Source organism: Candidatus Micrarchaeum sp., from assembly GCF_016806735.1.
Classification (GTDB): domain Archaea; phylum Micrarchaeota; class Micrarchaeia; order Micrarchaeales; family Micrarchaeaceae; genus Micrarchaeum_A; species Micrarchaeum_A acidiphilum_A.
This window is the reverse complement of record NZ_CP060530.1, coordinates 565678-578930: the sequence shown is the minus strand read 5'-3', so window position 1 is coordinate 578930 and position 13253 is coordinate 565678. Positions and strand designations below refer to the sequence as shown.

Annotated in this window: 12 protein-coding genes; 5 read left to right on the top strand and 7 right to left on the bottom strand. The window is 44.6% G+C overall.

From position 1 onward, the window contains the following. Nucleotide 1 precedes the first annotated feature (1 nt). Both Micr_RS03115 and lonB read right to left on the bottom strand, forming a co-directional pair. Nucleotides 2-1135: a DNA topoisomerase IV subunit A gene (locus Micr_RS03115; RefSeq protein ID WP_203134224.1), complete on the bottom strand. Its 1134-nt coding sequence runs from the start codon at nucleotides 1133-1135 to the stop codon at nucleotides 2-4. Nucleotides 1136-1147: 12 nt separating this feature from the next. Further along, nucleotides 1148-3082 carry an ATP-dependent protease LonB gene (gene lonB, locus Micr_RS03110; RefSeq protein ID WP_226803543.1) on the bottom strand — a complete coding sequence of 645 codons (1935 nt, stop codon included), beginning with the start codon at nucleotides 3080-3082 and terminating at the stop codon, nucleotides 1148-1150. 129 nt (nucleotides 3083-3211) lie between these two features. Between lonB and Micr_RS03105 the strand changes: the two genes are divergently transcribed. The 4 genes from Micr_RS03105 to Micr_RS03090 all read left to right on the top strand — a co-directional run bounded on the left by Micr_RS03105 (nucleotide 3212) and on the right by Micr_RS03090 (nucleotide 7087). Next, entirely contained in the window at nucleotides 3212-4381 is a 1170-nt protein-coding gene (locus tag Micr_RS03105; protein WP_203134222.1) for a cation:proton antiporter, read from the top strand. Between the two features lie 125 nt (nucleotides 4382-4506). Further along, on the top strand, nucleotides 4507-5388 hold the full coding sequence (locus Micr_RS03100) for a hypothetical protein (RefSeq protein ID WP_203134221.1): 882 nt from the start codon (nucleotides 4507-4509) through the stop codon (nucleotides 5386-5388). Nucleotides 5389-5479: 91 nt separating this feature from the next. After that, on the top strand, nucleotides 5480-6784 hold the full coding sequence (locus Micr_RS03095; protein ID WP_203134220.1) for a hypothetical protein: 1305 nt from the start codon (nucleotides 5480-5482) through the stop codon (nucleotides 6782-6784). 9 nt (nucleotides 6785-6793) lie between these two features. Continuing rightward, complete coding sequence (locus tag Micr_RS03090) at nucleotides 6794-7087, top strand: hypothetical protein (protein ID WP_203134219.1); 294 nt, start codon at nucleotides 6794-6796, stop codon at nucleotides 7085-7087. A gap of 67 nt (nucleotides 7088-7154) precedes the next feature. On the opposite strand, the gene Micr_RS03085 is transcribed toward Micr_RS03090, so the two are convergent. The 5 genes from Micr_RS03085 to Micr_RS03065 form a co-directional block, all read right to left on the bottom strand. Next, complete coding sequence (locus tag Micr_RS03085) at nucleotides 7155-7946, bottom strand: ABC-2 family transporter protein (RefSeq protein WP_203134218.1); 792 nt, start codon at nucleotides 7944-7946, stop codon at nucleotides 7155-7157. Continuing rightward, entirely contained in the window at nucleotides 7947-8741 is a 795-nt protein-coding gene (locus Micr_RS03080) for an ABC-2 family transporter protein (protein ID WP_203134217.1), read from the bottom strand. Beyond that, nucleotides 8738-9739, bottom strand: a complete 1002-nt coding sequence (locus Micr_RS03075; protein ID WP_203134216.1) for an ABC transporter ATP-binding protein — start codon at nucleotides 9737-9739, stop codon at nucleotides 8738-8740. Before Micr_RS03075 ends, Micr_RS03080 begins: the two co-directional genes overlap by 4 nt. A gap of 127 nt (nucleotides 9740-9866) precedes the next feature. Next, nucleotides 9867-10388: an FKBP-type peptidyl-prolyl cis-trans isomerase gene (locus tag Micr_RS03070; protein ID WP_203134215.1), complete on the bottom strand. Its 522-nt coding sequence runs from the start codon at nucleotides 10386-10388 to the stop codon at nucleotides 9867-9869. A 180-nt stretch (nucleotides 10389-10568) separates the two neighbouring features. Beyond that, nucleotides 10569-11180, bottom strand: a complete 612-nt coding sequence (locus tag Micr_RS03065; RefSeq protein ID WP_203134214.1) for a hypothetical protein — start codon at nucleotides 11178-11180, stop codon at nucleotides 10569-10571. A gap of 123 nt (nucleotides 11181-11303) precedes the next feature. Here Micr_RS03065 and Micr_RS03060 point away from each other — a divergent pair, with 123 nt between their 5' ends. Further along, complete coding sequence (locus Micr_RS03060) at nucleotides 11304-13226, top strand: hypothetical protein (RefSeq protein WP_203134213.1); 1923 nt, start codon at nucleotides 11304-11306, stop codon at nucleotides 13224-13226. The last annotated feature ends 27 nt before the right edge of the window (nucleotides 13227-13253 follow it).

Here is a 13253-nt window from a genome sequence, read left to right as displayed (position 1 = left end):
ATCAAGGCATGAATTCCTTGTTTTTTATCTTTTCCTTTATATAATCGTCGACAAATGTCAGCCTTGGGCCTTGCAGCGTGTCCTGCTCAAGCTTCTTCTTGGTTTTAAGGACCTCCTTTAATTCCTTGACCCACTCATTGTGCCTGTTTATCCACGGGTAGTTGAGCATTTCCTGCGCCCTCTTGAGGTCCACCTCGGTAGCGCGCATCGTCATGCTCTTCAGGAATTCGTACCTTTCAAGGTCCGACATGGTCACTCCAATGAACCTTGCTTCGGGGGTCGCTATGTCCCTGCCTATGTACGCGAGGTTCATGCTGCCTGTCTTTATCGTCCAGTATATGTACCAGCCCCAGGCGTCACCATCGTTGAATACGTAGACCGGCAGACCCATGTCCGCTAGCTTCCTTATTATCCTTCTCGTTCCTCTGGCTGCCTGCCCTTGCGGGCTTATGAGTATTGCGTTCTCCTTCTTCCAGAATCCGTCTTCGTTCAGCCTCTGCCAGAGCGCATCCTTCTCTACTACTATCACATATTTTGCCTTGACATCCACAAACTCTATGTCATTGTCGACGTCACTCGGTATTGCCCATCCGCTCCTTCCCATTTTGCTTGTGTCTATCTCTGTCTTCTCGTCGCCAAAGCTGTCAAGTACTCTCATGTTGCCGGTTAGTACTCCCTTCCTGTTTGCGTTCAGGTTCAGGTTTTCCCTCTTCATGCTGAGCGCTACTTCAAGGTCTTCTATAAGCGGATTCGATTCGCTCTGCTCGTTGAATATGTTTTCGTCTATGTCGTCTCCAAGCGAATACTTTAGCTGGTAGAACAGTCCCCTTATCGTAGTGTGCAGGTTCTGCTTCACAAAATCGTGGCATTTTGCAGCTATTGCCACGGTCTGCATAAACCTTTTTGATTGTGCGATATTTATGAAATTATGCTCTTCGGCGGCTGAGCCAAGTCTGAGGTAGCCCTCCTTTTCGTCATAGCTTATGTTTGACCTGGTTCTGGTCGTAACATTGAACGAGGGATTCTGCTTTCTTTCTATGTCGCCGAGTATCTTAGCCCCGAACATCTCGAGCTGCTTCGCAGGCTCTTCTTCATGCCCTGAGCTTTTTTTATCATCGGTAGTCTTCTTCGGCAAATGCTCACCAGATTACTGCTTTTCGTACTTGCGCAGCTCGCTTATTATCTCGTCGCGCCTCTTGCTTTTCCTTATCGCATGCTCCAGCACTTCTGCGAAGTTCTTTACCGGTATTATCTTTATTTTCTTTATGCGATCCTTGCTTATGTAAATGTCATCCTTGTTTGAGTATGGTATTATTACTGCGCGCATTCCGGTGCTTATTGCGGCTTCGACCTTGCTGGTTACTCCTCCGACCGGCAGTACTGCGCCCCTTACGGAAAGCGATCCCGTCATTGCAATGCTCTGGTCTACCGGAAGTGATTCCATTGCGGATATTATGCTTACCGCTACGGATATGCTGGCGCTGTCTCCCTCTATCCCTTCATATGTCTGGAGGAACTGCACATGCATGTCGTAATTGGCCACGTCCTTGCCCATGTGCTTCTTTATTATTGCGCTGACGTTCTTTACTGCTTCGCTTGCAATCTTGCCCAGCTTTCCGGTAGGTATGAACCTGCCTTCGCTCCTTGAGCTCGCTGGCGTCACTTCTGCCACTATCGGCACTATTATGCCTGCCGTCATTATCGAAGAGCCGACAACTGCAAGCCCGTTCACCTTGCCTATTGCATATCCCTTGTTTGTAAATACCTGATAATCCTTCCTGTAATTTATCTGCTGTGAAACTACCTGGGCTTCTATCGGCATGGCCAGCGCTTTTGCGGACTCCACGTCCTTGGCAGTAACCTCGCTTTGACCGCGTTCAACCGCAATGTCTCCTGCAGCCCTTATGAGTCCACCAAGGTCCCTAAGTATTAGCGACAATCTGCCCTTCCTGCCTGCTCTTTTTCTCGCCTCTTCTATTATTGCATCCAGTGCACTAGCATCAAAGGGTGGTATCTTTCCGTCCTTCTTGACCTCCTGAGCTACGAACTGCATCAGCTGTTTCCTGTTCTGTGGCGTATCCGACATCGTAGATTCCATGAATACTTCGTATCCGTATCCCCTTATTCTTGATCTAAGCGCTGGATGCATGTGCTGTATATCCTGAAGGTTTCCCGCAGCTACGAGTATAAAGTCGCACGGAACTGGCTCGGTTCTTACCAGAGCTCCGGAGCTCATTTCGCTCTGCCCGGTTATCGAATACCTCTTTTCCTGCATCGCGGTAAGCAATTCCTGTTGGGATTTAGGGTCAAGGCTCGATATCTCGTCTATGAAAAGCACTCCTTTGTTCGCCTTGTGTATTCCTCCGCTTTCGACTCTCAAGTGTGCAGGAGTACCCAGCCCACCGGTCTGAAGCGGATCGTGTCTGACGTCGCCGAAAAGTGCTCCTGCCTTAGAGCCTGTAGCGTCTATGAACGGCGCATGGTCCATTCCGGTATTGTCAACTATGAGCTTCGGTTCGTTTGCGTCGTTCATTCCCGGCATGCCAACGCGCCTTGTAAGCCCGCCCATAAATAGGAATACAGAGCCGAAAATCATTATTCCAAGTATGAGTGCGGCCAGGACTATTATGTCGTAGCCTTTTATCAGCCCGCTCAGCGAAAGCGCCAGAAGCGCTATTACAAGAATAAATACTATTGGGGTCACGAGAGATGTCGTTTTTCCGAGCGCTGCCCTGGCACTAATGCGCTCCTTCTGCACTATCTGCCTGCCCTGGCCATCAAGGTGCTTCTTCCTGTCCTCTTGGTTGGTGTAGGTCTTGACGGTCTTTATTATCGGGACGTTCTCGTCATTCATGTTCCTGTATACAAGTATATCTTCGAGATCCATGACTGAGAGCAATTCCGACATGGCTTGTGCGAGCATGGTCTTTCCGGTTCCCGGCTCCCCAACCAGAAAAACGTTTCTTCTCTGCTTCGCGGCCTTTTTTATTATCGCTATGGCTCCCGTCTGCCCGATTACCTGATCTATAAGCTTTTCCGGGACCTCTATGTCCTTCGTTGACCTTATCTCTTTTTCGCTCATATTATGCCCTGTAGAAAGCATATGAATTATCCAATAAACCTTTTTAACCTTTTTGCAGGATGGTTTAATATTAAACTACGCTGCATGAATACACACTATTTTTAAATAGCTTCACAAAAGAAATCGATTGTGGAAATATTAATAGCACTATTGCTTCTGCTTTCGCTCTCAACCATACTGGGCAAGCTTTTTGAGAGAATAGGTGTAACCGAGATAGTAGGGCAGATAATAGCGGGCATGATACTGAGCCCAGCCATACTTGGCATAGTGCAGCCTTCGTCAGTGCTCTCCGGAATAGCAGAAGTTGCCATATTCTTCATACTGCTCTTCATTGGCTTGCAGATAACGACCGAGGTGCTCACCAACCACCTCAAAAGCGCAACATCCTTCACATTTTCATCATTTGTAATACCTGTTACGATAATGGCACTAATAGCTGTTTTTGTCTTTCATCTTGGAGTAGCTGCCGGAGTCATAACCGCAGTGGCAATAGGCGTTCCTTCCATATCAATAATCTCAGTCCTTGTATACAGATATGCTATGATAAATTTGGAGGACGGCAAAAGGATACTTAGCGGAGTCATAATGACTGACATACTGGCCTTTGTAGTTCTTGCCGCAGCTCTGAAGGCATCGCATTTGGCTGGCGTAATAATAAGCATAATAGTATTCATTGCTGCACTGCTCTATGTGGATAGGACCCTCAGATACCACGATGCGAAGGTCAGGGGATTTTTCGAGAGGATGATAAAAGCGAAGGAGGAAGCAGTAGTTTTCGCCATAATAATAATTCTTAGCCTGATAATAGCTGCCATACTGCAGCTTATAGGAATAACCTATGTGCTCGGCGCTCTTTTCGCCGGAATGCTGGTGCATAAAACTACTGTCGGGTCAAAAACCACCAGAATACTGGAAAATACGTTCAGGAGGCTTAATGACAGCTTTTTCATACCTGTTTTCTTCAGCATCGCAGGGTTGGACTTCGCAGTACCTTCGCTTACTTATACTGAAATCCTAGTATCCATGGTAGTAATAAGCGCAGTAGTCGGAGGAACCCTGAACTATTTTGTATCGAAGAACCGTCTTTCAAGAATAAGCAGCAAGGAATCCATAGGCATACTCGGAAGCAGGGGTGCAGTTGGGATAATAATAGCCACCCTGGCTCTCCAGAGCGGAATAATATCAATCAGCCTTTACACTGTGGTTCTGGTTGGCACAATAATTCTTTCTCTCATAATGCCATTACTGCTATCAAAAAAAGCTAGGACCCCAAAGAAAGACGCAGTAGTTGCAATGTGATGAATATTTAAACAACTGAAAGCCGTAGTATACCTTTATATATTTAGTATATTCAATCCAACATAAATTTAGCTAGTCCTTGTGATTTGCGGATTTGGCTTTTGTGCAACACATCGGTGAAAACTATGGGAAGCAAAACCAATAAGGGTTCGATTTGGAAAAGAGAGGCAATAAGGTTCGGGGAGCTGTCAATACCTGTCTGGGCCTTGATGTCAATACTGTTCGTGTCCGCGACTGCCGCAACAACACTTGTGGTGTACAACGCAGTAGTAGCACAGGTAGTGCAACCGGCAAATGTCACGCCACCAATAAGCATATCACTTTATACTGGAAATTATGTTTCAGGAAATTTCAATACTCTGATAGTCAACTCTGCCTCTTCTGCTAGCAATACTATACAGGTATACGCAGGCAATGATATAATTTATGGTGTTAACACAATAAACAACGCAAACAGGCAGGTAAATTCAACACTAGTTGACATTATAAACGAAACCCCTGCATCAACATCAAATACTATGTTTCCGATAGACGTATACTTTTTGGGTAGCGGATTGAATTCGACAGTCGCCAACTCTATAAATAGCAACCCCGCAAGCAACTCTCTGCAAGCGAATATAAACAATGGAAACTTCATGAACATCCTTGACAGTCTGCAAAGCAATACAATAACGAGCGGTTTCTATACATACAACGTTCCGGCAAACAGCTACCTAAATCCTACGGCTAATACTATAACGGTTACAAACTGGATTGGTGGAGAAGCTTTCAATTCCATATCTTTAAATTCTCAGTACTACTATCTACTCAACCAGTCAACCTTTGCAGGCACTGCCAATACTCCTCAGGTAGGAATGCCCTCAATACCTGCAAATGCATTTAGGTATTATATACCTGGAGTGCAGCCCAGCTCTGTCATAGGGTTCGTAGTACCTAGCGCCTACAAAGGCTCGTTGACATTTACAATAAAGGCAGTAGCAAGCAGCAGGGCTTTGGTAAACAACTGAATACAGTAAATTAATAGTTGCACCGTATTTTGACGGTGCGCTTTCTTTATTTATATTCCGGCTTTGACGTGATTTGAGAAGGATGATTAAATTGATAATAAAGCACGCAATGACCCTGACTGTGCTATTATCTATTCTCCTTTTTGGGATATCATCTGCTTATTTCCCTGCGAATATAGTCGCTGGCAGCTATTATGCCAACGTTATTACAAACTTTTCAGGGTATGGGTTAACAACAGCCAACATAACTGTGCTGTCGAAAATAAATACTACGGATTACTACCTCTTTTCCTTTAACGACTCGGCCGACGGCCTTCAGCTTAACTGCACTGCGCCTTATTCGAACGGAAGCGATTCAGACTACTTTTGCTTTGGATACAACAGGAGCATAAGGCACAATACAATACTGAACCTATACGGCCTCATAGGAAATGCCACAAACTACATAAACCAAAATCTTTCAATACTTGCAGTGGCTCCGCAGCACTCGTATAAAATATCCACTGAAATATTCCTTAATGGAAACGTGGTTGTAAACGAGAGCGTGCAGACAAAGATAATAAACATAACTGACATAAACTCTTCTCAGGAATCATTCACTAATGGGATAACCCTCAACTGCCAGAACGTAGGCCCTTCCTACATAACTGGCAATTTAACTATAACGTTCTATCCAGCACAATGTTATTATGGCGGTAATGTAAACCAGTCATCTTTGGATACAAATTCGATAATCCAAAATGCAGTACTGGCAAATATTACGGCCAGCAAGATTCGCAACCAGACGCTGGAATACAATAACGTCAGCGTAGAAGTCTATAAGCCGCTTAATCTAACCGGCAAAATCCCGAGGGGATATTCGGGCTTCTATTACGTTGGTGCATATACCGATTACAACGGTAACTACCTTCCTGCAATAGCAAAAGTACAAAGCGTATATGCCTGCAACCTTCCTGCGGGTCCGCTTTCAGGGATCGAATATTACGGGAATTACAGCTCATATGTAAGTTTGTATGAATATTACAAGGGAAATTCAAACTGTTATCTTGATTTCTATTTTCCTGCAAGCATGAACATATCGATAATCCAAAAACTGCCAACTGGCGGTGGCCATCCAACTACAACAACCATAAATACGACAACCACCACAACAATACCGCAGCAACATAGCAGCCCATCTACCCAAACGACTACTGTATCTACAACAACTATTCATACAACTACAACAGTATCGACAACGGTTCCGACAACCACGATAAATCAGGCTCCGCAAACAAACAACAATAAAAAACAGCAGGAAGAAAAAAATACCAGGGACACTGCTGCAGTCGCTGTCGTGGTAACTTCGGCATCTACAGCAGCTTTCGGCAGCTTGAGACGCGCTGGGAAAAGATAAGGTGATCTTATGAAAAAAAGCCAAGAATACCTGATTTCAACAATAGGGCTACTGGGTGTAATAATTGCCATTCTTTCAATACTTTACGAAAGCAATAACCTTGCGCTTGTTTCTTCCATCATAGCCATAGCAGCCATAGCAGTTTCAATGTACTTCGTGTACATAGAGGAAGAAGAGATAAAGGTAGAAAAGAAAGAAATAAAGGAGGAACAGCACGAAATCAACGAACAGAAGGAGGAACTGACAAAAGACGAATCCGAGAGCTCCGAAAAGCATAAGGAGGTTCGCAAAAAGTCGAAATAACAAAGCTCTTTACAATTCATATTCCTTTTGTTCTGACTGCACTTGGGGTTATTGGCGGAATTTATTTTCAGCCGCCTCCGCTTCTGTACTTCTTGGTAAGCCACTTGCAGGCATAATAATAAACAGCTATCATAAAGGCTTCGATCGCAATCACAAGCATTACCGATTCAGGGCCTATCTTTCCGAAGATCAACGCAGACGGGTAGAATGCTGCAAGGCCAATGGGCAATCCGACCGTGAACAGCAGTATTCCGGGAAGCCCGTATATGGTAAGCGGATACTGCGCTGCCCTTGAGGCTATGTTTGCAACCCACTGCATGTATCCTGCGCTGTTGAAAAGAACGTAAGATAAAAGCGTAATCATAAGAAGGAACATTGTCAGCGAAACAACCCCTAAAGCGAATATAAGCAGCATTTCGAAAAGGGCTATTGCGCTTATGCCTGCCATGTAAGCCGCATATCCGAAGACCAATGCACCGCTTATTACCGAGCCTACGGATGTCTTGGTGCCGTAAAGCGATAGCATTGTAACGATGGGGTTGTACGGCTTGAGTATTCGCTGGTCCAACTGCCCGTTGCGCATTGTCCTTGCCAGCCTTTGGGGCGATATGTTGTAAAATACTATCCCTATCATTATGTTGGCCAGCGAGCTAATCACCAGTACCTGGTAATAGCTCCATCCTGCAACGCCGCTTGATACGTCGTATATTATCGTTATAGTGACTACGCTGGCTACCGTGCTCATCATGAAAACGAATATCCAGACAATGAACTGCGTCCTGTAAATTGCTATGTCTTTCCAAAGCACCTTCTGGGATGCATTGTACATCTTCAGGTTTCTGGATATGCTATCTAGCATTCAAACACCAACTGCGTTTATGTCCCTGCTTACGCGCTTCCATACGACAACTGCGATGCCAAGCAGCACCAATGCCCATATGGCCCCTTCCGCCACGAGCCCGGGCAGCTGCGCTGCAGGTATCATTCCTGTGAATGTTCCTCCAGGCACGAAATAAAGAAACGGAAACGGAGTAAGCATCAGTATTCCGTAAAGTAGCTTCGGATAGAGCAGCAGCGGCATGATGCCGCCTCCGAGCAGCGAGAACATCCACGTAATTCCGCTTAATATGCCGTATATGTCGGTTATGTATATCGCGAGCGAGCCTATTATGAAGCCTATGAAGTTTATTATCAGGTAGGCAAGCACCATTTCTATTGCTAGCATCAAAACCTGCATTGCCGTAAGGTGCAACCCTGCGATCACGTAAATTATTATGAATATCGGAAGAGTTCCTGCCAATGAGAATATAAGGTTTTCAGGTATGTCCCTTATGAAGATCGCATAGGGGTATTTTATGGGCCGTATCAGCGAGCTAGCTATCTCGCCGCTGCGCATGTCGGATTCCAGTGCGTTGGCTATTCCTGGCCATGAAAGGAAGCCTATGCTGCCTATTACAAAAAGGTAGATGGTCATGCTGCTTATTGTTACTCCGTTTATGCTAGTAAGGGCAGAGAAGTGATAAACCGCCATCCAAACTATTACCATGACAAGCGAGCTGAGCATGTAAAAGGTTGCATCCAGAGCTATCTCTGCCCTGTATGCCATTGCATTTTTCGAGAAAACTTTGAATACGGAAAAGTACTTGCTATTCATTTCTCAGGCCTTTTGTTTGAGTCTATATACTTGTACGTGCTCTCAAGTATGCTGCTTAGCCCTGGCTCGGACAGCCTGTAATCCTCTATGCCCTCATCCTTGAATATGGAAGCGAACGCATCGCTCTTCGTTATGTCTGGGTCTACCTTCAATCCAATATAGCCGTCCTTTTTGGAGAAAACCTCTCCCAAAGCCCCATATTTTGCATAGTCAACCCTTGCTCCAGGCTTGAAATAGAGCTCCAGTATCGCGTACTTTCCAAACCTCTTCTTGAGCTCTTCCTGCTTTCCATCGAAAAGCTTCCTTCCCTTGTCTAGCAGTATTATCCTGTCGGCTATGGTTATGTCGTCAACCACGTGGGTTGTGAGAACGAACGTTATGCCAAATTTTTCCCTGAGATCGATGACTGCCCTGCTTATCGCTATTCTGGAAGGCAGGTCTACACCTACAGTCGGCTCGTCCATAAAAACGATCTTTGGCATATGAAGTATGGATGCCGCGAACTCGCATTTCATCCTCTCTCCTAAGGACAGCTGTCTAGTCTGCCTCTTGTAGACCTTGCCTATGCTAAGTATTTTTTTTAAGTATGCGAGCCTGGAATCATAGTCTCTTTGTCTTATCCCATAAATTTCTTTCACGTATATGAACGTATCCAGCGGCGGCAAGTCCCAGAACAGCTGCGGATGTGTCGAACCGAAGATCACGCCTATATTCATTGCAAGCTTTGTCCTTTCCTTCCACGGATTCATGTTTAAAACTTCGATGCTTCCGCTGTCAGGATACAATATTCCGCTCATTAGCTTTATCATTGTTGATTTGCCGCTTCCGTTCCTGCCAAGCAAAGCCACTATTTCTGACTCCTTTACGTTGAGGCTTACGCCTTTGAGAGCTTTCTTCATGAATGATTTTCTTCTGAACGATCCGAGAAAGCCTTTTCCATTCTCGTAAGTTTTGAAGCTTTTGACTGCGTCCCTTACTTCTACCATGTTTTTGGGCAAAGCCTCACCTCGGCATTTTTAACAGAAGCTTAGGATATCAAAGATAAAAGCCTTGCGTACCGAAGCGAATGCATGGCTTGCGCAATAATAAAAGTCGGTCTTTGAAATTCAACGTGCCGGAAAAGGATTATTTCTTTATCGCCAGCAGTTTTATTTCAAAATCAAGCGTCTTCCCAACTAATGGCGAATTCAGGTTTATTACTGCCGTAGTAGCGTTAACGGATTCTATTATTCCCTGTTCGCCGCTGCTGGATGTCACTATCGTATTCGCCTTAACTGTGCTATTGCCGAAATCCGATATGGGCACGTCTATTACCTTGCTTTTGTTGAATTCACCGTAAGCTTCGTTTGGCGGAAGCGAAACGTTCTTTGTCTGGCCTATCCTCATGCCAATGACTGCATTGCTAAATCCAGGTATGACCTCGCTTGATCCTGCAGTAAAGTTTAGTGGCGTGGAATTGAAATTGTCGCCGAAAACTGTGCCGTTGGTAAATGAACCTCTGTAATAAACGCTAACATTATCTCCTGCAGCAACAACCTGCGACCCACTTCCTGCAACGAAATAGACTGCCAAAGCTATCATGACGATTATTACCACTGCACCTATTATGTAATAAGTATTATTGGATCCCTTCTTCGATTCTGACATGGTTAAAACTCCGCACTACATTCTTTTAAACCTTGCCCAAAGCCGCTTTACCGCTTATTTAAGGCCTTCTACTAATGTAACAGGATGTGACTTAACTCTTAAGAAGGCTCATCGCACTTCCTTTGCCTGTTTCAAATCCGGAGAGATAATTTGTAAATAAGCTGCTTCTGACCAAAGAGCCTACTTCGACTCTGAAGCCATCTCAATCACGGCTTTTACTGCCTCGGCTTCATATATGTGTTTGCACTTTCCTCCGACCTTGTTTTTCCTGTATACAAAATCTGGGCAGTTGCATGAAGGGTTTTTACCTATGCTTACTATGTAAGGTTCCCTATCGGCACCTGAATGCGAGCTAACCTTCCATTTCCCATCCCTGAGCCTTTCCACCATAACATTCCCCCATATGCTGACAGAAATGTTGATCGATGTATTGGACCTGTTTTCGTATTTTAACGTGACCCCTCCAATCTCTACGGGTATCGCTCCCCTGCGTTCTCTTTTTACGGCCTCAATAAACGACTTAAAATCGGGGTCACCCAGAGCCTTCATCTCTTTTTCCACCCTGTATATGAAGTCGTGCTTCTTGTTGAGCCAGTCGACCCTGGTCACGTACTTCATTATCTGCTTTGCGAAATCAATGTCTTTGTTCTTGTACAGTTCGTATACTGTTTTTGCTATTTCTACCGCTCCGCTTTTTTCTTCTTTTGGGTATGTGTCCCTGAGCAGGCTGAGCGTTTTCTGGGCTTCTTTTCCCACCTTTTCGATGCTTTCGCGTTTTTTATCCTTATCCATTAAAATCATTCTTTATAAGCGGCAAAACTGGATAAAATTCATGAATTCTTTAAATATATAAACTATTTGTATTCAATAGCGCCATGCGGTAGTTTAAATATTTGAAAATTTAATATTTACATTATGTTCTCCTACAAGAAAAAGTCCGGAAAACCAGCAGCAGACATGCCCTTAAAATTGCTAACTGCCAATGCCTCTGAAATAGCTAACGAAGCGAAGGCAGCAACAGATTTTTCATATTCAAATGCTTTTGAGGATTCCAAGGTTCTTGTCATAGGCGATACAGGCCATAACGATGCAAAAATCGTAGGAAGCCTTGTGGGAAGCATAGGAGACATGGCTGCTTCTGGCGTAGAAAGGTTTCTCATAGAGCTTCCAAAGGATCCCGAAATTATATCAGCGATAGACGAGCTAAATACAACTGGCAACGCAAAAGAGCTATCAAAACATCTAGATGGGCATTCGCAGAATCCGTTACAGTTGATAAGGCTGCTTAAAGAGGTTCATGCGAAAGGGATAGAAATAGTTCCCATAGATATGCCATTTTCGATGCAGAAAGATTTCGATGATAAAAGCTTGTCCGAAGAACGCGGCATATACATGGGGAACGAGATAGCTAAACATTCTAATGATACAGAAGGAAAGACAGTCGTTTTTTGCGGGCTCTATCATCTGAATAATGACCAAATTCCTGCAGTATTGAAGTCAAGATCCATAAACTATAAGTCCGCGGCACTATTCACCGAACACCAGTCGGCTACGCCGCTTTTTGGTGCACCCTTAACTGAGCTCAGCATATGCCAGTATATAGAAAGCCAGAACCGCACGGGTAAGGACACGCTGGTAAAGTTTCGGGGAACATACGGAATAGATTTTGCATTTTACCTGAAATGGGAGCCGCAGCAGAACGAAGACCATAAAACCGGTGGCAGAGTAGGTTATACGGAGCTGAAATTAAGCATGGAAAAAGATGTATATGCAGATTTTTCTGATTCTGTAGAGCCGGATTCAAAGCTCTGGAAAAATACAAACCTGAAAAAGATAGTCAAGACGATGGAATTGTTCGGCGACACGCTTAACGAGTTCCAAAAGTTCTATCTGTCGATGTCTTTGGAAATGTACTTGGATTCCACCATGCACAATGGAGGAGGCTCAATAGTGGACATAAAGTATGAGGGTAAAGATAAGGCATTTAAAATAAGGACCGTTGACACGTTTCACTATGAATATTCGAAAGATGTGGATTACGGCGCACTTATGCGTTACAGAGAGGTTACGGTGGGCATGCTCCTTTCCCAGTATGGTATCCCAAGGTCTGCATTAGGTGACGAAAGCACTTTCAAGGACGCCATAAGCAGAATAAAGATAGAACCGAAGGGCAAAGACGTTGCGTACAAACTGATATTTATGGCCCTTGCATCAAGGTCAGGCATCGGAACAGTGGGGAATGATTCGGAAGGGATATATCTCACTAACACGTACGGGAAAAAATTGGTCAGCGTAAAGCTAGATGAAATTAAGATTGACGAAAGGACATTTAAGGCATTGGAAGCCGGCAGGGAGATACTGGAATGGAGCCTTGCAGCACAGGACGCGCTTAATAAGGCCATTTGGCCGGAATCAAAAATGGGTCGCAGGACAAAACGAGCTTTGCTGAATGCGCTTGGCATAGATGGAATGATGAAGCCAATGTATTTCTTCTTGGATGGGATCTCATTGCGCGTTTCGGAGAGCTATTCAAGATTTGAGCCCATGGGCGATTCTGAATTCTCATCAATGGCAAATGATTTTATAAAGGAGGCATCCGCACTGGAAGAGTTCATAAAGCGCGCCCACGATCTTTTGCCAGAAGGGGCATATGGGGCATTTGATATAAATTCCATGCTCATGTCCGAAAAACGCTATATTTCAAAATCGCCTAACAATATGAATGTAAGGGCAATACTCGATTCTTGCATAAATGTCCTCAAGGCCAAGAGGTCCCAGATGGCAGAGCTTTCAGAGCATGGGGATGCATATTCGGACTTTGACTTGCTTAGAAAATAGGCATCCGAATGCAGTGGCAATCAATAA